Source organism: Streptomyces sp. S.PNR 29, from assembly GCF_030386795.1.
In the GTDB taxonomy this organism is placed as follows: Bacteria; Actinomycetota; Actinomycetes; order Streptomycetales; family Streptomycetaceae; genus Streptomyces.
On record NZ_JANUQM010000006.1, the window covers coordinates 294373 to 313170 of the forward strand.

General features: G+C 72.0%; 16 protein-coding genes, 1 tRNA gene and 1 pseudogene. 9 read left to right on the plus strand and 9 right to left on the minus strand.

Annotated elements, in window-relative coordinates; all coding sequences use genetic code 11:
* Positions 1–11 precede the first annotated feature (11 nt).
* The 6 genes and pseudogenes from NW895_RS18550 to NW895_RS18575 form a co-directional block, all read right to left on the minus strand.
* Positions 12–899: a carbohydrate ABC transporter permease gene (locus NW895_RS18550; protein ID WP_289936824.1), complete on the minus strand. Its 888-nt coding sequence runs from the start codon at positions 897–899 to the stop codon at positions 12–14.
* Positions 896–1876 (minus strand): sugar ABC transporter permease, encoded by a 981-nt coding sequence (locus NW895_RS18555; RefSeq protein WP_289936825.1) that lies wholly within the window; start codon positions 1874–1876, stop codon positions 896–898. The genes NW895_RS18550 and NW895_RS18555 overlap by 4 nt, the downstream gene beginning before the upstream one ends.
* A gap of 3 nt (positions 1877–1879) precedes the next feature.
* Positions 1880–3208, minus strand: a complete 1329-nt coding sequence (locus NW895_RS18560; protein ID WP_289936826.1) for an ABC transporter substrate-binding protein — start codon at positions 3206–3208, stop codon at positions 1880–1882.
* Between the two features lie 188 nt (positions 3209–3396).
* Positions 3397–3516: pseudogene (locus NW895_RS18565) on the minus strand (helix-turn-helix domain-containing protein); the annotation flags it as partial.
* Positions 3517–3654: 138 nt separating this feature from the next.
* Positions 3655–4524: a fused MFS/spermidine synthase gene (locus NW895_RS18570; protein WP_289936827.1), complete on the minus strand. Its 870-nt coding sequence runs from the start codon at positions 4522–4524 to the stop codon at positions 3655–3657.
* A 45-nt stretch (positions 4525–4569) separates the two neighbouring features.
* Positions 4570–5007 (minus strand): hypothetical protein, encoded by a 438-nt coding sequence (locus tag NW895_RS18575; protein ID WP_289937022.1) that lies wholly within the window; start codon positions 5005–5007, stop codon positions 4570–4572.
* Positions 5008–5294: 287 nt separating this feature from the next.
* Here NW895_RS18575 and NW895_RS18580 point away from each other — a divergent pair, with 287 nt between their 5' ends.
* Entirely contained in the window at positions 5295–6737 is a 1443-nt protein-coding gene (locus tag NW895_RS18580; RefSeq protein ID WP_289936828.1) for a hypothetical protein, read from the plus strand.
* Between the two features lie 19 nt (positions 6738–6756).
* On the opposite strand, the gene NW895_RS18585 is transcribed toward NW895_RS18580, so the two are convergent.
* Positions 6757–7353, minus strand: coding sequence for a histidine phosphatase family protein (locus tag NW895_RS18585; protein ID WP_289936829.1), 597 nt, complete (start codon positions 7351–7353; stop codon positions 6757–6759).
* A 191-nt stretch (positions 7354–7544) separates the two neighbouring features.
* Here NW895_RS18585 and NW895_RS18590 point away from each other — a divergent pair, with 191 nt between their 5' ends.
* The 7 genes from NW895_RS18590 to NW895_RS18620 all read left to right on the plus strand — a co-directional run bounded on the left by NW895_RS18590 (position 7545) and on the right by NW895_RS18620 (position 13789).
* Positions 7545–8498: a phosphatase PAP2 family protein gene (locus NW895_RS18590; protein ID WP_289936830.1), complete on the plus strand. Its 954-nt coding sequence runs from the start codon at positions 7545–7547 to the stop codon at positions 8496–8498.
* On the plus strand, positions 8449–9567 hold the full coding sequence (locus tag NW895_RS18595; protein ID WP_289936831.1) for a hypothetical protein: 1119 nt from the start codon (positions 8449–8451) through the stop codon (positions 9565–9567). The genes NW895_RS18590 and NW895_RS18595 overlap by 50 nt, the downstream gene beginning before the upstream one ends.
* The gene (locus NW895_RS18600) at positions 9558–11150 is read left to right on the plus strand and encodes a hypothetical protein (RefSeq protein WP_289936832.1); all 1593 of its coding nucleotides are present in this window, start codon (positions 9558–9560) and stop codon (positions 11148–11150) included. Before NW895_RS18595 ends, NW895_RS18600 begins: the two co-directional genes overlap by 10 nt.
* Complete coding sequence (locus tag NW895_RS18605; protein ID WP_289936833.1) at positions 11147–12481, plus strand: AAA domain-containing protein; 1335 nt, start codon at positions 11147–11149, stop codon at positions 12479–12481. Before NW895_RS18600 ends, NW895_RS18605 begins: the two co-directional genes overlap by 4 nt.
* 156 nt (positions 12482–12637) lie before the next feature.
* Entirely contained in the window at positions 12638–13006 is a 369-nt protein-coding gene (locus NW895_RS18610) for a hypothetical protein (protein WP_289936834.1), read from the plus strand.
* 128 nt (positions 13007–13134) lie between these two features.
* Complete coding sequence (locus tag NW895_RS18615; RefSeq protein ID WP_289936835.1) at positions 13135–13725, plus strand: bifunctional DNA primase/polymerase; 591 nt, start codon at positions 13135–13137, stop codon at positions 13723–13725.
* Positions 13716–13789 (plus strand) — tRNA-Lys (locus NW895_RS18620). Before NW895_RS18615 ends, NW895_RS18620 begins: the two co-directional genes overlap by 10 nt.
* A 139-nt stretch (positions 13790–13928) precedes the next feature.
* On the opposite strand, the gene NW895_RS18625 is transcribed toward NW895_RS18620, so the two are convergent.
* Entirely contained in the window at positions 13929–15242 is a 1314-nt protein-coding gene (locus tag NW895_RS18625) for a M6 family metalloprotease domain-containing protein (RefSeq protein WP_289936836.1), read from the minus strand.
* Positions 15243–15556: 314 nt separating this feature from the next.
* On the opposite strand from NW895_RS18625, the gene NW895_RS18630 reads away from it, so the two are divergent.
* On the plus strand, positions 15557–17422 hold the full coding sequence (locus tag NW895_RS18630) for an EAL domain-containing protein (protein ID WP_289936837.1): 1866 nt from the start codon (positions 15557–15559) through the stop codon (positions 17420–17422).
* Positions 17423–17431: 9 nt separating this feature from the next.
* Here NW895_RS18630 and NW895_RS18635 read toward each other — a convergent pair whose 3' ends face one another.
* Positions 17432–18523 carry an LLM class flavin-dependent oxidoreductase gene (locus NW895_RS18635; protein WP_289936838.1) on the minus strand — a complete coding sequence of 364 codons (1092 nt, stop codon included), beginning with the start codon at positions 18521–18523 and terminating at the stop codon, positions 17432–17434.
* Positions 18524–18798 lie beyond the last annotated feature (275 nt).

Below are 18798 nucleotides of genomic sequence, written 5' to 3' on the forward strand. Positions count from 1 at the left end.
GGGGGCCGGTCTCAGCCCTTGTTGGCGCCCAGCGTGAGGCCGCTGACGAACTGGCGCTGGAGCAGGAAGTACACGATCAGTACCGGGACCGCGGTGATCAGGGCGCCGGCGGCGATCAGGTTGGGGTCCGTGAAGTACTGCCCGGAGAGGTTGTTGAGCGCGGATGTGATGGGCATGTTCTCGCCGGTCGAGATGAGGACGAGGGCCCAGAAGAAGTCGTTGTAGATCCAGATGGACAGCAACGTCGCGAGGGCCGCCATCGCCGGCTTGCACAGCGGCAGGGTGATCTGCCAGTACAGCCGCCACACGGACGCGCCGTCGACCAGCGCCGCCTCGGTCAGCTCGTGCGGCAGCATCCTCATGTAGTTGCTCAGCACGAACGCGCAGAAGCCGGACTGGAACGCCACGTGGATCAGCACCAGGCCGAGCGCGGAGTCGTACAGCTTGCCGCTCATGGTGATGCCGGGCAGGTCGACGAGCAGGTACAGCCGGTACAGCGGGGTGATGATGACCTGCTGCGGTAGCAGGTTGCCGGCCGTGAAGACCAGCAGCAACGCCAGGTTGAGGCGGAAGTCGAAGCGGGCGACGTAGAAGGCGACCATCGACGACAGGAACAGCGTCAGCAGCACGGCCGGAACCGCGATCACCAGCGTGTTCATGAAGTAGTGGGACATGTCCGACTGCGTGAACGCGTTGATGAAGTTGTCGAGGTTCAGGGTGTCCGGGAGGGACACATAGCCCTTCTCACTGGTTTCCGAGTACGGCCGCAGTGCCGCGTAGATCGCCCAGAGCAGCGGCCCCAGCCAGGCGAGCGCCGTTCCGGCGAGGAAGACGTGCAGCAGGACCCGGGCCGGGCGGACGGGGGTGCGCTGCTTGCCGAGCGCGCTCACGGTGCTCATGCGCGCCGCTCCTTCCGGAAGGTGGCCACCAGGTACGGGATGATCACGGCGAGGGAGATCAGCAGCAGGACGACGGCGATCGCGGAGCCGTATCCGATGCGGCTGGACTCACCGATGATGTTGTTGGTGACCAGGATCGACAGCAGCTCGGTGCCCTCGGCGCCCTTGTTGAAGACGAACACCAGGTCGAAGGCGCGCAGGGCCTCGATGATGGTGACGACCAGGACGATGGTGTTGGTGGGCCGCAGGGTGGGGAAGATGACGTTCTTGAACGTCTGCCACTCATTCGCGCCGTCCAGGGCGGACGCCTCCCGCAGGGCGGGATCGACGCCCTTCAGGCCGGCCAGGTAGAGGATCATCATGTAGCCGGTGTGGCGCCAGGACGCGGCGATCAGGATCGCCCAGAGGTTGAGGTCCGGGTCGCCGATCCAGTCGATGTACTTGCCGGGCTCGTTCGCCCCGATGAGGCTGTTGATCAGCCCTGTGTCGGGGTTGTAGACGAGCTGCCAGACGAAGCCGATGACCGCCATCGACAGCACGACCGGCAGGAAGAACGCCGTCTGGTAGACCCGGCTGAACCGGATCTTCTTGTCCAGCTGTACGGCGAGGAAGAGGCCGAGCGGCGTCGGGATCAGGATCAGGACGACGAACCAGACGACGTTGTGCTCGACGGCCGGCCAGAACTGCGGGTTGTTGGTGAACAGCTCCTTGAAGTTCTCCAGCCCGACCCACCGGATGGCGTCGAAGCCGATGCCGTCCCAGGTGGTGAAGGCGAGCAGGATCGAGGCGAGCGCCGTGACCCAGACGAGGGTCACGTGCAGGATCGTCGGCAGCCCGGCCATGAGGCCGAGCGTGAGCCGGTCGCGGCGGGTGAGCAGGCGCTTGTGGCCGGTGGCCACCCGCTTGGTGTCGGATGCCGCGCCCGAAGGCGGCACGTCGGCCGCCTCCGGGGTCTGCGTCGGGGTGTCGGTAGTCATCGATCAGCTGGACGCGAAGATCGTCTTCTTCTGGCGCTCGATCGACGAGAGGATGCTGTCGATCTGCTTGGGGTCACGGATGTACTTCTGCAGCGCGGGCTGCATCACCGTGGAGGTGAAGTCCGGGCGGCTGTCGCGGTCCATGAACTGGGTGAGGCTCTTGGCGCCGCTGATCATCTCGTACGCCTTCTTCTGCAGGGCGCTGTACGAGGAGGTGTCGGCCTTGGTGGAGGCGGCCACGACGTTCGGGTCGGACTTGAGGTAGATCTCCTCGGCCGCCGGGGTGCCCAGGTACTCCAGCAGCTTCACCGCGCCGTCGTGGTTCTTCTTCGCCTTGGAGAGCATGAAGCCGTCGGTGGGCGCCTCGACCGTGTCCTGGCCGTACGCCGGGTCGATCTCCGGGAAGGCGAAGAAGTCGAGGTCCTCGCGGTCGGCCTCGTTGGTGAACTGCTGCCCCACGAAGGTGCCCAGCAGGTACATGCCGGCCTTCTTCGACACCAGCGTCTGGGCGGCGTCCTGCCAGGTGCGGCCGACCGCGCCCTCCTGGTGGTAGGGGAGGATCTCGGTCCACAGGTCGAAGACCTTGCGCACCTTGGCGTCGGTCCAGGAGGCCTTGCCCGCCATCAGCTCGACGTGGAAGTCGTAGCCGTTCGCACGGAAGTTGATCTGGTCGAAGGTGCCCATCGCCGGCCAGGCGTCCTTGTCGCCGAAGGCGATCGGGACCAGGCCGTCCTTCTTCATCTGCTTGCACAGGGCGAGGAAGGCGTCCCACGTGGTGGGGACCTCGTAGCCCTTCTCCTGGAAGACGCTCTTGCGGTAGAAGAGCGCCCAGGGATACGTGTACAGCGGCACGAAGTAGTACTTGCCGTCCTCACCCTTGCTGAGCTTCTTCATCGCGTCGGGGAAGTTGCCGCCGATCTTCTGCCACACGTCGTCGATCGGCGTTGCGAGGCCCTTGGCCGCGAAGAACTGCATGCGGTAGCCGGCGAACCAGTGGAACACGTCGTCCGGCGTGCCCTGCAGATAGGAGTTGATCTGCTCCTGGAACGTGTTGTGGTCCTTGGTGTTGATGTCGACCTTGAGCCCGGACTCCTTGGTGAAGGCCGCGTAGATGTCGGCGAACGCCTTCTTCGGCACCGCGTCCGAGGCGTTGGACCCGACCGTGACGGTTTTGGGGTCGCTCGCCGCGCCGCTGCCGCCGCAGGCGCTCAGCAGGGGTATGCCGGCGCCGAGGGCGACGGCACCGCCGCCGATGCCGCGCAGCAGGGAGCGGCGGCTGGGAGTGGGGCGGGAAGGACCGGTGGAGAGGCCGGCAGGGGTGAGGTCGTGCATGAACGGCTCCTGGAGGCAAGGTTCGGCCACGGAGGGCTGGCTTGAAACTGATCTCAATCGACCAGAAATCAACTTGACCGAACACGGTGGCGCAATAACAGCCGTATGTCCGTTCATGCGTCAAGAGCAGATGCGTCCATTTGTCGAAACGTAATCGACACGTGCCCACCCGCCTCGGTGGCGGAGAAGTCGATGGTCTGGTCGTCCCCGTACGACTGATGCCACACCTCGGCGAGCAGTCCCTTGCAGGAGACGACGGCTCCGGGCCGGCGGGCCAGGAAGGCCAGGAGGTCGAACTCGCGGCGGGTGCGTCAGGCCGCCGACGCGCAGGGCGGCGGACGGCTGGGCGGATCACCACGTCGAAGCGGAGGCGGGCGAGCAGCCCCAGCCCGTCCCCCAGTACCTCCGGCCGGGTCAGGTCAGGAGCCACGGCACCGACGGCGGCGTCATGAGAAGACGGACGGCGGCGGTGCCGGTGAGGCGACCGCCGAGGCGTCCCGTACGGGTACGGCCCCTCCGGTGAAGTCGGTGAGCGCCTTGCCGTGTTCGACGCGGGCCGGGTGCGGGTCGGAGGCGGCGCGGCGGGTCAGTTCGGCGACCGGCAGCCGGTGGTCGGAGGCGACCAGGACCGCGTTGCCGAAGCGCTTGCCGCGCAGCACGGCCGGGTCGGCGACCAGGGCGAGTTCGGTGAAGCGGTCGGCGGCGGTGGCGATCTGGCCGCGCAGGTGGGCGAGCGGCGGCCCGTCGGCGTGGTTGGCGGCCAGGACACCGCCGGGGGCGAGCGCCCTGCGGACCTCGTCGAGGAACTCGGTGGAGGTCAGGTGGGCGGGGGTGCGGGCCCCGCTGAACACATCGGCTATGACGAGGTCGGCCCAGCCGTCCGGCACCTTGGCGAGCCCCGCACGGGCGTCCACCGACCGCACCCTGATCCGGGCGTTCGGGTCCAACGGCAGTTCACGCCGGACCAGTTGCACCAGGGCCGTGTCCCGCTCCACGACCTGCTGGGTGGAGCGGGGGCGGGTGGCGGCGACGTAACGCGCCAGGGTGAGGGCGCCACCGCCGAGGTGTACGGCGTGGATGGGCCTGCCCGGCGGGGCGACGAGGTCGATGACGTGCCCCAGGCGGCGCTGGTACTCGAACGACAGATACGCCGGGTCGTCCAGGTCGACGTGGGACTGCGGAGCCCCGTCGATCAGCAGCGTCCAGGCCCGCCCCCGGTCCCGGTCGGGGACCAGCTCGGCGATTCCGCCGTCGACCTTCTCGACGACGGCTTCGACGGCGGCCGGCCTGCGCCGGGAGTTCCTGGACTTTCCCACCGGGTCATTATCGGGGGGCGCCAGGAGACCGCGCGAGGGCCGGGGTCAGCGGCAGTTGTCCGCCGCCTCGATCGTCCGGGCCGCCTCGCCCAGCGCGGCCCGCAGCACGGCCGGGTCCGTCGCCAGGTCGGCGTCCCCGGGCGGCAGCAGCCAGTCCGAGCCCTCCAGCGGGGGTTCGGGGAGCAGCGTCAGCCCCCGGCCGTCGGTCCGCGTACAGGTGCTGCCCGGTACGTCCCATGCCGCGGCGGTGCCCGGCGGCACCAGGAAGCCCAGCGTGTCGCCGCCGTCGTGGTGCAGCACCGGCCCGACCGCCTCACCGGTCCCCCGTCGGAGAATGTCGACCGCCTCCAGTCCCTGCCGCGCGGGCACGGTGACGACGTCACAGGCGGATACCGCGGGGGGTGGTGTGCCGTACTCCGGGACCGGTGCGTGTCCCGCCGTCGTCGGCGGTGTACGCGGATCGTTGCTCTGGCTGGTCGTCACCATCCGGCCTCCACCACGGAACCCCTGCTTGGACGAGCGGTCGGGAGTCGGGGGCCTCCCGGTCCACGGGGTTCAACGCGCCGCATCGTCAACGGCTACGGCGCAAGGTCGCCGCAAAGGATGGCACTTCATGGCAGATCACGGATGAGATATCCGGTTTGTAGCCAAACCCTGCGTGTCGAGTCCGTCACAGAAGGTACGTTCTTGCCCGCCGGGCACAAGGCATCACATGGACAATCCGCCCTGAATCCGGCATGGTTCGACGGTTCGCATGAGAGGACCCGGCCATGGCGTCGTCAACGGTGACCCCACCCCAGCCCGACCGGCCACCGCAGCCGAACCTCGCCTTCCGGCGGTTACGCGGACAGCGCTCGCCGGCCGAGTTCGCCGCTGCGGTCCGCCGGGCCGCCCGCGAGATCGGCGAGCGGGTCAGCTGTGACGCGCGCTACGTCCACAGGGTCGAGGCGGGCGAGATCCGCTGCCCCAACTACGCGTACGAACGGGTGTTTCTGCACATGTTCCCCGGCCGCACGCTCACCGACCTGGGGTTCGCGCCCCGCTCGTCCGTACGCGGACGCCGGGCGCGCGCCGCCGGGGACGCGCCGCCCTCGCGCATCACGAGCCCGGCGGGTGCCGGGAATGAGACCCGCGGGGCCGGCGAGCCGTATGACACGCAGGACCCGTACGAGACGCACGACAACTACGAGGAGAGCGACGTGCTGCGTCGCGCATTCATGACCGGCGGGGGCGCCACGGTGGCCGCCGCCTCGCTGGGCCCCCTGGGGTTCGCCCTCGACGCCGCGGCGGCACAGTGCCCCGTGCGCCGGGCCGGGGCGAGTGACGCGGGCGCCCTCGAAGAAGCCGTCCGCCGGATCCGGCTGCTCGACGACCGGCACGGTGCCGACGGCCTCTACCGGCGTGCGGCCGCCCCGCTGCGCGCCGCGTACGCGCTGCTGGACGCGGCGGCGACCCGGCAGGCGACGGCGGACCGGCTGTACTCGGGCGCCGGGGAACTGGCCATCTCCGTGGGGTGGCTGGCACACGACTCGGGGCGGTTCGACGACGCGCGCTCCCACTACGCCGAGGCGCTCGCCACCGCCCGGATGGCCGGGGACGCGGCACTTGAGGCACACGCCTTCTGCAACACGGCGTTCCTCGCGCGCGATGCGGGGCGGCCGCGGGAGGCGGTACGGGCGGCGCAGGCAGCGCAGCGCGCCGCCCGGCCCCTGGGCTCCCCCCGCCTGATGTCACTGCTGGCGCTGCGCGAGGCGGGCGGCTGGGCCGGGCTCGCCGACCGCGTCGGCTGCGAACAGGCTCTGGCCCGGGCGCACGCCCTCTACGAGCGGGGCCGCGCGGAGGCCGACCCCGAGTGGATGAGCTTCTACGGGGAGGCGGAGCTGGAGGGGCTGGAGGCCCAGTGCTGGTCGGCCCTGGGCGACTGGCCGCGGGCGGCACGGCACGCGCGCCGGGCGGCGGAGCTTCAGGATCCCCACTTCGCACGGAACATCGCGCTGTACACGGCGGAACTGGCGGACGACCTGGCCCGGGGCGGACGACCCGACGAGGCCGCGGACGCGGGGATGCGGGTGCTGGATCTGCTGGGCGAGGTCCAGTCGTCGCGCGTGCAGACGATGCTGGCGGGCACGGCGCGGGTGCTGTTGCCGCACCGGCGGGCCTCGGGGGTGTCGGCGTTCCTGGAACGGCATGCGTCGGTGCCGCGTACCGCCTGAGCGGCAGCGGGCACGGTCGTCACGCGGCCAGGTGCCCCAAGTCGTTCCAGCTCTCGATGGCCGGTTCCCCGTACGCCCAGCCCAGCACCGACAGCGACGTCGGATTCAGCCTGATCCGCGCCGCGAAGTCCAGCGGCAGCCCCAGCCACCGCGCCCCGATCGACCGCAGTATGTGCCCGTGCGCGAACACCAGCACATCGCGGTCCTCCGCGCGTGCCCAGGACACCACCTCGTCCGCGCGGGCCGTCACCTCGGCCAGGGTCTCCCCGTCCGGCACCCCGTCCCGCCAGATCAGCCAGCCCGGGCGGAAGGCCTGGATCTCCTCCGGTGTCATGCCCTCGTACGCGCCGTAGTCCCACTCCATCAGCGTGTCCCAGGGACGCGCCCGCTCGCCGAAACCGGCGAGTTCGCAGGTCTCACGCGCGCGGGAGAGCGGGCTGGTGCGGACCTCGACGCCCTGGAGGCCCCCGAACGGCGCCCGGTGCAGGCGTTCGCCCAGCAGCTTGGCGCCGCGTCGGCCCTCCTCCAGGAGGGGCACGTCGGTCCTGCCGGTGTGCTTGCCGGACAGCGACCACGCCGTCTGTCCGTGCCGGGCCAGCAGGATGCGCGGTGCCATGGGAGGGAGGCCTTTCGAGAGAAATCACAGGCGGTGCTCCTCCATCATCGCGCACGCTGGGTACGGGCAACCCGGCGGGCGATCTCCGCGTCTATCAGGGCCGAGGGCGCCCCGCCGAGGGATCTACGCCGTAAAGTGGCACGCCTGGCCCACGGGGGCGCCGCGCGAGAACGAAGGGGGAGGGCGATCGGATGCCGCACACCGAGACACCGGGCACCGAGGCGGCCCCGCAGACTCGGCTGCGCTGGTGGACCGAGCTGCCGCTGATCCTGCTGGTGTACGGGTGCTACACGGCGGGCCGGCTCCTCGCCCGGGGGGACGTCTCCGGCGCCGTCGACAACGGCCTGGCGATCCTGCGCATCGAGAAGGCGCTCTACCTCAACGCGGAGCACCCGCTCAACCGCCTCTTCACTCGCGAGCCCTGGCTCGGTGTGCCGGCCGACTTCTGGTACGCGTCGCTGCACTACGTGGTCACCCCGGCGATCCTGGTCTGGCTGTTCAGATCGCGCACCGTGCACTACCGGGCCGCCCGCACCTGGCTGATGACGTCGACCTTCATAGGCCTGATCGGCTTCACCCTGCTGCCGACCTGCCCACCCCGCCTGCTGGACGCCGGCTACGGCTTCGTGGACACCATGGCCCACTACAGCTCGTACGGCTGGTGGGGCGGGGAGGCGAGCGCGCCGCGGGGCCTCGGCGGCATGACGAACCAGTACGCGGCCATGCCGAGCCTGCACGTGGGCTGGGCGCTGTGGTGCGGGGTGATGCTGTGGCGGCACGGCAGGACGCGCACGGCGAAGGTGGCGGCCGTCGGCTACCCGCTGGTGACCACGATCGTCGTGATGGCCACCGCGAACCACTACTTCCTCGACGCGGTCGCGGGCGCGGCCGTGATGGGCGTGGGGCTGCTGCTGGCGCCGGCCGTGATGCGGTACGCGGACCGGGGGAAGGCACGGCTCGTGCCGCGGGTCACGCCGGTCGCGGCGGACTCTTCCGGCGCACTTTCCTCGATTGTCAGTGACGGATGCCAGACTTCCGCGGGTGAGCGAATTCCACGGCAGCGCGAGGCGCGGTTCGAAGCAGCAGCCGAGCCGAGTGCCTCCCCCACGGACGCGGGGGACGGCGCTCCGGCACCGGCTCGCTGAGCTGCGCGGTCCCGACGTACCGGCCAAGGCGCTCGACGCACGCGCCCTGGCCGCCCTCGCCGCCAACCCCGGGTGCAGACGGCGCGCGATCCTGGACAGCGCCGGGGTGAACAAGGCGGCGCTGGCGAGCGCGCTGGGCTCGCCGTCGGCCTACGGGCAGTCGCAGTTCGCGTTCATGCGGGGCAACGCCTTCGAGGCCCGGGTCAAGGCGGACGGCGGCACGGAGCTGCTGCGGCTGGTGCACGAGAAGCTGGACCGGAGCGCCGAACCACCCGCCCAGGCGCGCGTGCCCGAGCTGTCGGCGACCGGCCCCGAAGGCCGCGCGGCCCGTACGGCACTGGCGCTGCGCGAGGCCACCGGGTCCGGCGGCTGGACCCTGCTGGACCACCCGATGCTCGCCCTCGACGTCGCCGGCTCCCCCGCCTTCCTGGAGCCGGACGCGGTGGTGGTGCACCCGGACGGCAGCTGGACGGTCGTGGAGATCAAGTCCTTCCCGATGCTGGACGGTTCCGCGGACCCGGCGAAGGTGGGTGCCGCCGCGCGGCAGGCGGCGGTGTACGTGCTGGCGCTTGAGGAGGTGGCCGCCCGCCTGGACCCCGCGCCGAAGGTGCGGCACCAAATCCTCCTGGTCTGCCCGAAGGACTTCTCCAACCTGCCCACCGCGTCCGCCGTCGACGTACGCAAACAGCGCGCGGTGACCAGCCGCCAGCTCGCCCGCCTCACCCGTATCCAGGACATCGCCGACACCCTCCCGGAGGGCACCTGCTTCTCCCCCGACCTGCCCGCCGAGCAGCTCACGGACGCGGTGGAGTCGGTCCCGGCGACGTACGCACCCGAGTGCCTGTCCGCCTGTGAGCTGGCTTTCCACTGCCGCGCCCGGTCCCGGGAGGCCGGCGCGGTGACCACCCTGGGCAGGCCGGTGCGCGCCGAACTCGGCGGTCTGGCGAGCGTCGAGGACGTGCTCGCCGCGGCGCGCGGGGAGGCCGGGGACCCGGAAGACCCGGCGGTGGCGGCACTGCGGAGGGCGGCTGCCCTGCGTGCGGAGGCACTGGAGGCGGCATGTCGCTGATCTCCACCCTCGCCCGCCTGGAAGCCGTCAGCACCGGCCGCGCCCAGCCCGCCGCCACCGTCCGGCACCGGCATCTGTCCGAGCGGCCGCTGGTGTTCGTGCCGCTCACCACCGCCGGTGAGGCGGGCGCCCCGCTCGGCGCGCTGGTCGGCACGGACCGGGACGCCCCGCACCTGCTGGTCGTACCGCAGCCCCGCGACCGCGACCTGAGGTTCGCGTTCCTCGCCGAACTGGCCGACGTCGTCCTGCCCTACGTCGACGCGTACGCCGACGTCGTCGAGGCCGCCGAGCGCACCGAGACCGACCCGGAGACCGGCAAGCGGGTCAAGGTCGAGGTCGACCTGTGCGCGGACGCCCCGCAGCTGATCGTGCCGAGCCGCCCCGGCATCGACTTCGTACGGCTGCTCGGGCGCTCCATGCGCTTCAGGCGCACGGCGGAACAGGACCCGGAGGCACCGCATCCGGCGCCGCCCCGGGTGCCGTTGCTCGGACGGTGGCTGACCCACTTCGGGGAGCGGGCCCGGGTGCCCGGCTCCTCGCTGCTGCTGGCCATGACGGACGTCCTGTCCCGGCACTGGGCGACCGGGCAGTCCACGCTGGAGGACCAGCATCTGGGGGCGCTGCTCGCCTGGATCGACCCGCCGGAGGGCGTGTCCGGCGCCGAGGCCGCGCTCGACGCCGAGCTCGGACGGGACGCCGACGGCCAGCTGCGGTGCCCGCCCGCCGGGCCCGCCACCGACCCGGCGTTCGACAACAAGCTGCTCGCCCCCGCCATCGAGCGCTACGACCGCGCGCGCACCGCGCTCGCCGCGGCCGAGGACGGGCTGGAGGCCGACGAGCGGCTCGGTGCGCTCACCGCCGCCGAGCGGGAGATCCGCGCCCTCGTCCTGAGCCGGACGCGGCCCACCTGGGACGCGGTGTGGCGTGGCCTCGACCTGCTGCGGGCGCTGCCGGAGGGGGCGCACGTCGAGGAGCGGTGGACCCGCGACCGCTGGTCGTTCACCGGCCACCGCGACCGGGTCCTGGCGGGCGAGCCCCCGCAGCCGCGCCGCGACGACGCGGTCACCGCGGCGAACAAGCTCGCCACGCGCGAGCGGGAACAGGCCCGGCTGGACGCCCAGGAGGCCCTCGACGATCCGCTGGTGATGGCCGGGCGGCGGCTGGCCGGGGAGGCGTTCGCGGGTGAGGTCACGGACGTCGTCATGGCGTACAGCGAGGGCAAGCGGCCGAGCCCGCGCCCGCTGGTCACGGTCCGCACGGACGACCGGCCGCATCTCGGGGAGCGGGTCAAGGTCTACCGCTCGCTGGGCGGGAAGCCGCAGGCTGCCGAGTTCGTCGGGCGGGACGGTGACGATCTGCTCGTCCTGCGGATCGTCGACAAGATGGGCCGCGGCAAGGAGCCGGAGGCCGGGTCCGTGCCCGAGAAGGGCGACCTGGTCTGCTTCACGCTGTTCGAGCACGAGCAGCGGGGCGGCGCGAAGCTGCCCGACCCGGAGGACACGCCCTGGACGCACGGCGGGCCGCCCGGTGAGGACGCCGTGCCGGAAGCCGCCGACCCCGTGACCGAGGAGGATCTCCTGTGACGACGGTGTTCGACCCCTCGGCCGCCGCCGCGCAGGCCACCGACGCGATCCTCCACGACACCCTGCACGGCACGCGGCGCGGAGTCGTCGTCGACTCCCCGCCCGGCGCCGGCAAGTCCACGCTCGTGGTGCGGGCGGCGCTGGAACTCGCCGGCACCGGACGGTCGTTGATGGTCGTCGCGCAGACCAACGCGCAGGTCGACGACCTGGTGCTGAGGCTCGCCGAGAAGAACCCCGACCTGCCGGTCGGCCGCCTGCACAGCAGTGACGCGGACCCGTACGACAAGGCGCTCGACGACCTGCCGAACGTCCGGAAGTCGGCGAAGGCGGGCGACCTGACGGGGCTGCCGGTGGTGATCTCCACCGGCGCCAAGTGGGCGCACGTCAAGGTGGACGAGCCGTGGCGGCACGCGATCGTCGACGAGGCCTACCAGATGCGCTCGGACTCCCTGCTCGCCGTGGCCGGGTTGTTCGAGCGGGCGCTGTTCGTGGGTGATCCGGGGCAGCTGGACCCGTTCGCGATCGTGGGCAGTGAGCAGTGGGCGGGCCTGTCGTACGACCCGTCGGCCTCCGCCGTGACCACCCTCCTCGCCCACAATCCCGACCTGCCGCAGCATCGCCTGCCGGTGTCGTGGCGCCTCCCGGCATCGGCGGCGCCCCTGGTGTCCGACGCCTTCTACCCGTACACGCCGTTCCGCAGCGGCACGGGACACGGCGACAGGAGCCTCGCCTTCTCCGTCCCGTCGGACGGCTCCGGTCCGGACCGGGTGATCGACGAGGCGGCGGAGTCGGGCTGGGGGCTCCTGGAGCTGCCCGCGCGGCACACGCCACGCACCGACCCCGAGGCGGTACGGGCGGTGGCGACGGTCGTCCGGCGGCTGCTGGACCGGGGCGGGGCGGCGACGTCGGAGCGGTCACCTGATCCGGCGCCGCTGACCGCCGACCGGATCGCCGTCGGCACCGCGCACCGGGACCAGGCGGCGGCCGTGCGTGCCGCGCTGGCGGAACTGGACGTGGCGGACGTCACCGTCGACACGGCGAATCGGCTCCAGGGCCGGGAGTACGACGTGACGGTCGTCCTCCATCCCCTCTCCGGCCGCCCCGACGCCACCGCGTTCCACCTGGAGACCGGACGCCTGTGCGTCCTCGCCTCCAGACACCGGCACGCCTGCGTCGTGGTGTGCCGGGCGGGGGTGACCGACCTGCTGGACGCATACCCGTCGACGGAGCCGGTGCAGCTGGGGACGGTCGTGAAGTTCCCTGACGGGTGGGAGGCGAATCACGCGGTACTGGCGCACCTGGCGGAACACCGGGTGACCTGGCGACCATGACCCACATCTGCTGACACACCCCGCCGCCGGAGGCGTCCGATGGATGGACGGCACGCCCCCTTGCGCGGGCGCGGGACAATGGACGGTGGCCCACTCCACTGGGGGTGCCCCCGCTTGCGGGGGAGGGCCGTCCGCGACGTACGAGGAGGAGAAGACATGGCGGAGCCCACGCCGCGCCGGAACGAACCGCGGCTACGCCCCGCGCCCCTGCTCTTCGAGCCCGCGGAGGCGGCCTCCGATCCGGAGCACTTCTTCGACCTGGAGTCGATCGACGACCCGCGGGCGCTGCTGGCCCGGGCGACCGAGCTGACACAGGCGTTCCGTGCGGCGGCGGACCGGGCGGTGGAGTTCCAGGCGATCGCGGCGGCACAGCTCGCCGACCCCCGGCGCTTCGACCGGCTGACGCCGGCGGACATCGCCGAGCGGGCCGAGTGGACCGAGGACTACGCCAAGAAGATGGTGGAGTTCGGGCGGGATCTGATGCGGGGCGGCGAAAACGGCCGGGAGTACGTCGACCCGGTGTGAGCCGGCCGGCCGGTAAACCCCGCCCTGGCATATGCCGGGCGGGTAGGTTACCCCCTCCCAGCCCTCCCTGTCCCGCTTTCCGGCAACCCTGGGGAACGAGGCGCTCACGACGGGTAGACCTGGACGTCATGAGCAGCACACGCCACGCCTCGAACGTCACCTCGGACGGTGCCGTCTGGCTCGCCTCGGCAGGAACGTATCCCCGTAGCACCCTCGCGCTCTGGGAGGAGCGGCCGGACGCCCCGGTCGTGCTGCCCTGCGGCTCCGCCTTCGACGTGGTGAGCGCGCCCGCGATCTTCGGACGGCGGATGCTGGACCGGCTGTGGGACGAGGGCCCCGGCTCGGGGCCGGTGGCGGAGTTCCGCGGCCGGATGCTGCTGTTCACGACGCCGGGCACGGCCCAGCGGCTGCCTTCGCTGCTGGAGTGGGAGGAGTGGAGCGCGCGGGGCCGGCAGGACGGCCGTACGGCCGCGATCCCGCCGCTGCTGTGCCACGGCACCGGCGACGCGGTGACCGTCCCGGCCCTGACCCGCGCCGGCTCCCCGGTCCGCTCCGCCTCCCGCTGGCTCGTCGCGCCGGACACCCGTCATCCCTGGTTGCCGGGCCCGGAGGTCCTGCTCTGGGCGGCCGTGCGGGCGGCCCGGGCGACCGTACGCATATCGATTTCTCGTCCCGCCGACCAGGGTGCTAAGGTCTACGACGTCAGCAGGCGCCGCTAGCTCAGTTGGTTAGAGCAGCTGACTCTTAATCAGCGGGTCCGGGGTTCGAGTCCCTGGCGGCGCACGATGTCGATGGCGAGGCATGTTCGCGAAAGAGCGCGAACCGGCCTCGCCATCGTCGTGTCTGCGCGGCTGCACCGCGCGCTGTGGGAGCCCCGCCACCCACCCCCTTACCGGGGGCCACGGTGACCGTCGGCCGGAGGTCACCCCGTGGTGATCTTCACCGTCCACGCCCCCGACCCCGTACGCCCCTCCACCTCCACCCGTACGTCCTCCCCCGGCACCGTGAAGCTCTCGCCCAGCGCGACGGGCGCGTCCGCGAGTGGTGGGTAGACCGAGTCCCCCCAGCAGGCGTCGGTGTGCGGGTGGGCGTCGATCACCTGGATCGGTCCGCCCCCGGACTCCGCCCGGCTGTGCACCCGGTACACGAGCACGCCCGCCCGGCAGGCGGACGCGTCATTGCCCACCGGCCCGCGCGCCTCGAAGGCGAGGACGCTGTCGTCCCCGGTGCGCACCACCGCGAGCTTGGTGCCCCGCCCGAGCCCGAAGGCCGGCGCCCCGGCGGCGCCCGTCACCTGCACCCCCGGCCCCGCACCCAGCGGCTCCAGGGTCAGGCGCGCGGGACCGGCGCCCCGGACGCACGCCACCTGCCGCGGGTCCAGCCAGCCCAGCTTCCACTTGTGCCAGCCGAAGAAATCGGGCGCGAGTCCGAACTGGCTGCCCATCAGGTCCCAGTCGCCGACGAACGTGTCCCAGTCGCCCTTGCCGTCCACGGGCCGGTGGTACAGGTCCGGCAGGTCGAACACGTGCCCGGTCTCATGGGCCAGGACCAGCCGGTCCGGCGGATGGTTCTCGAAGATCGTGACGACCCGCCGGATGTCCGTGCCGTCGGCCCGCAGCGGCGTGTCCAGATTGACGACCTTCGTCGCGTCCGAGTCGACGCCGGGTGCGTCCGGGTCGGCGACGAAGTAGACGACGTCGTAGCGGGAGAAGTCGACGTGCGCGTCGGCCACGGCGAGCGCGTCGCGCAGGTACGCGGCCCGGTGCGCGGCACTCCAGTCGCGCTGTATGGCGTACGCGGTGGACGGCTGCGGCATGGCGAGCCAGCGCCGCAGCGAGTGCGGGCGGAGCGTGAACCGGCCGTAGGAGGCCCGCTGGAAGAAGTCGCCGGTGGCGGGGAAGTGGTCGGCGGCCAGGTCCTGGGGGGTCGTCAGGGGCTGTGCGTCCGGGAAGGACAGGAAGACCATCACCGCGTCCAGAGCGCGGGTCGGCTGCGGATAGGCGGCGTTCCAGGTGTCCACCCCCTCCGAGTGGTGGGCGTCGGTGCGTTCCAGGGCACACGGCGCCGGCGAGAAGGAGTCGGCGGCCGAGGGTGCGGTCACCAGGGAGGTCGCGACGAGAGCCGACATGGTGGTGAACACGGCGGCCGTGCTGCGCAGTCGGGGCCGCACCCCTGCCCGGGCGAGCCCGTCCAGGGCCTCACGGGTCAGTCGCCTCAGGCGGAGCCGACGCGGCACAGGAACCTCCGAGTGCGGGTTGGCGGGACACCGCACTCAGCTTGTGTCGGTTTGTAGTACTACGCCCTGTTCGCATGCACCAGACGGGTGAGCGGCCCCACAATTCCGCCGGGACCGGCACCCCGAACCACTCACGGAACGTCACAACTGGTCGGGGGCCTGAAGAACCCCGCCAGGTATGAGCAGAAACGATCTGCTGGGAGGGCCGGGCGCTCCAGGACACTGCACAGCGGCTGGAAGGCCTTCGGGTCAGGGCCTATGATCGGCACACTTTCCTGCGCGGACCGAGATCGAGTGCACTGCGGGAGCGAGCGGTGAGCGGAACGTCCGAAGGGTCGACGCCCGCGGCAGACCTCGACCGGTCCGCCGTCACAGAGAGTGACATCAGCACGCCTCCTCGTGCCGGAACCCTGTCCCCTCCGGCCGAGCCGCCGGACTACCGCTCGGTCTTCACGGCCGCCCCGCTCGCCATGGCCGTCGTCGACCGCGAGGGTCTGGTCGTCCGCGCCAACGACACGCTCGGGGCACTGCTCGGCAGCGCCCCGGAAGAGCTGGCCGGGCGCCTGGCCGCCGATCTGGTGGACCTGGCCTCCGACGCCCGTACCTGGCACGCCTATCGCGAGGTGCTGCGCGGTAGGCAGGCCAGGCTGCGCTGCACCCGCCGGCTGAAGTGCTCCGACGGCCGTTCCCTGTGGGTGCAGGTCTCGGTCGCTCCCCTGCCCGTCGAGGAGCACGGCGTCCTGCTGTCCGTCGCCGACATCAGCGAGCGCCGCGAACTGCAGGCGCGACTGCGGCACTTGCAGATGCACGACCCCGTGACCCGGCTGCCCAACCGCACGCTGTTCTTCGAACGCCTGTCGGCCGCGCTGGAGGCGGAGTCGTACGAGCACGGCGGTACCGGCCGGATCGGCCTGTGCTATCTGGACCTGGACGGCTTCAAGGCCGTCAACGACACCCTCGGCCACCGCGTCGGAGACCGGCTGCTGGCCGCCGTGGCCGGGCGGCTCACGCGCTGCGCCGAGGAGGCGGGCCACGCCCGGACGAGCACGCCGCTGGTGGCACGGCTCGGCGGCGACGAGTTCGCGCTGCTCGTCGAGGACTCGACGGGCACCGAGCAGGTCGCCGACCTCGCCGAGTCGGTGCTGACGGCCCTTCAGGAGCCGTTCGACCTCTCCGGGCAGCGGCTGTCGGTGTCGGCGTCGATCGGTGTCGTGGAGCGTCGCGCGGCCGGGACCACACCCACGGCCCTGATGCAGGCGGCCGACACGACCCTGTACTGGGCCAAGGCCGACGGCAAGGCGCGCTGGACGCTCTTCGACCCCGAGCGCAACGCGCACCGGATGACCCGTCAGGCCCTCGCCTCCACGCTCCGCCCGGCCATCGAGCGCGGGGAGTTCGCCCTTGAGTACCAGCCGCTCGTGGGTATGGAGGACGGGCGGGTGCGGGGGGTCGAGGCGTTGGTGCGCTGGAATCATCCGCAGTTCGGCGTGCTGACGCCGAATCGGTTCATCACATTGGCAGAGGAGGACGGTTCGATCGTTCAGCTGGGCCGCTGGGTGTTGCGTACGGCCTGTCGTCAGGCCCGGCGCTGGCAGGTGGACCACCCCGACGAGCCGCCGATCTTCGTGAGCGTCAATGTGGCGGTACGTCAGGTCTGGGACTCGGACCTGGTGGCGGACGTCGCGGAGACGCTGGCCGAGACGGGGCTGGCGCCGCACCTGCTCCAGCTGGAGCTCACCGAGTCGGCGGTGATGGGCTCTGCGGGGCGTCCGCTGCAGGCGCTCAGGGCGCTCAGCGACATGGGCGTGCGCATCGCCATCGACGACTTCGGCACCGGCTACTCGAACCTCGCGTACCTGAGCCGGCTGCCGGTGTCGGTGCTGAAACTGGACGGGTCCTTCGTGCGGGGCTTCCAGTACGACGACCGGGATGCCGACCGGGACGCCGTCCGGGACGCCGTCCGGCCGAGTCCGGCCGACGAGGTCATCGTCGAGGCGATGATCCAGCTCGCGCACCGCCTGGGGCTGACCGTCACCGCGGAGTGCGTCGAGACCTCGGCGCAGGCGTCCCGGCTGCGTCGCATCGGCTGTGACACCGGGCAGGGGTGGCTCTACTCCCGTCCGGTGCCGCCGGATCGTATCTCCACGCTTCTGGTGACGCGGACCTGCGGGCAGTCCTAGCCAGGGGCGTCAGGGCTTGGGGAAGCCGTAGGCGTCCGCGATGAGTTCGTACGAGCGCAGGCGTATGTCGCCGCTGTGGGCGTTGCCGGTGATCATCAACTCGTCGGCGCCGGTGCGCTTGTGGAGGTCGTCGAGGCCGGAGCGGACCTCGTCGGGCGTGCCGTGGATGACGTTGGCGTTCCAGGAGTCGACGAACTCGCGCTCCAGCGTGTTGAACTCGTAGGCCTCCGCCTCCTCCGGGGTGGGGACGAGGCCGGGGCGGCCGGTGCGCAGCCGGAGCATGTTCAGGGCGGCGGCCCTCACCTGGCGGCGGGCCTCCTTCTCGTCGTCGGTGGCGAGGGCGGAGACGCCGATGAGGGCGTACGGCTCGTCGAGGACGGCGGACGGCTGGAAGGACTCCCGGTACAGGTCCAGGGCCGGGATGGTGTTCTGCGCCGAGAAGTGGTGGGCGAAGGCGAAGGGCAGTCCGAGGACGCCGGCGAGGCGGGCGCTGAAGCCGGAGGAGCCCAGCAGCCAGATGGGCGGGCGGTGCGGGGACTGGACGCCGCCCGGGGAGGTGGCCTGGACGGGGCCGGGGACGGCGTGGATGCGGCGGTAGGGGTGGCCGTCGGGGAAGTCGTCGTCCAGGAAGCGGGTGAGTTCCGCGAGCTGCTGGGGGAAGTCGTCGGCGCCTTCGCCCAGGCGGTCGGTGCGGCGGAGAGCGGCGGCGGTGGCGCCGTCGGTGCCGGGGGCACGGCCGAGGCCGAGGTCGATGCGGCCGGGGGCCATGGCTTCGAGCGTGCCGAACTGCTCCGCGATGACCAGGGGGGCGTGGTTGGGGAGCATCACACCGCCGGAGCCGAGGCGGATGCGGGTGGTGTGGGCGGCGAGGTGGGCGAGGATCACCGCGGGGGAGGACGAGGCGACGCCGGGCATGGAGTGGTGTTCGGCGACCCAGTAGCGGTGGAAGCCGCGGTGCTCTGCGAGGCGGGACAGGCCGACGCTGGTGCGGAGCGCGTCGGTGGCGGTGCGGCCGGCGCCGACGGTGACGAGGTCCAGGACGGAGAGGGGGACGGGGGCGGTGCCCTGGGCTGTGCCTCGGATCTCGTCGTCTGCGGTCACGGTGGCTGCCTCCTGTTGTACGCCGTGCACGGTCCGTCCGGCGTTAACAGGAGGCTGTCCCCGCTTATTCCGTCGACCCAGGTCTTCGCCCCCGCCGCCCCTACCCGTTCCCATCCCCAGGGGCTCCGCCCCTTCGACCCCACCAGGGGCTCCGCCCCTGAAACCCCGGCGGGGACTGAGTCCCCTGCACCCCTGGCGGGGTTGCTCCGGCCCCGGGTCCCCGCGGGGCTCCGCCCCCTGTCCCTCTGGCGGGGTCGCCCCGGCCCTGAATCCCG

Excerpts from the sequence above, each read along its gene's own strand:
- NW895_RS18550 (WP_289936824.1), bottom strand. The coding sequence starts at position 899 with ATGAGCACCGTGAGCGCGCTCGGCAAGCAGCGCACCCCCGTCCGCCCG.
- NW895_RS18555 (WP_289936825.1), bottom strand. The coding sequence starts at position 1,876 with ATGACTACCGACACCCCGACGCAGACCCCGGAGGCGGCCGACGTGCCG.
- NW895_RS18560 (WP_289936826.1), bottom strand. The coding sequence starts at position 3,208 with ATGCACGACCTCACCCCTGCCGGCCTCTCCACCGGTCCTTCCCGCCCC.
- NW895_RS18580 (WP_289936828.1), top strand. The coding sequence starts at position 5,295 with ATGGCGTCGTCAACGGTGACCCCACCCCAGCCCGACCGGCCACCGCAG.
- NW895_RS18585 (WP_289936829.1), bottom strand. The coding sequence starts at position 7,353 with ATGGCACCGCGCATCCTGCTGGCCCGGCACGGACAGACGGCGTGGTCG.
- NW895_RS18590 (WP_289936830.1), top strand. The coding sequence starts at position 7,545 with ATGCCGCACACCGAGACACCGGGCACCGAGGCGGCCCCGCAGACTCGG.
- NW895_RS18600 (WP_289936832.1), top strand. The coding sequence starts at position 9,558 with ATGTCGCTGATCTCCACCCTCGCCCGCCTGGAAGCCGTCAGCACCGGC.
- NW895_RS18610 (WP_289936834.1), top strand. The coding sequence starts at position 12,638 with ATGGCGGAGCCCACGCCGCGCCGGAACGAACCGCGGCTACGCCCCGCG.
- NW895_RS18615 (WP_289936835.1), top strand. The coding sequence starts at position 13,135 with ATGAGCAGCACACGCCACGCCTCGAACGTCACCTCGGACGGTGCCGTC.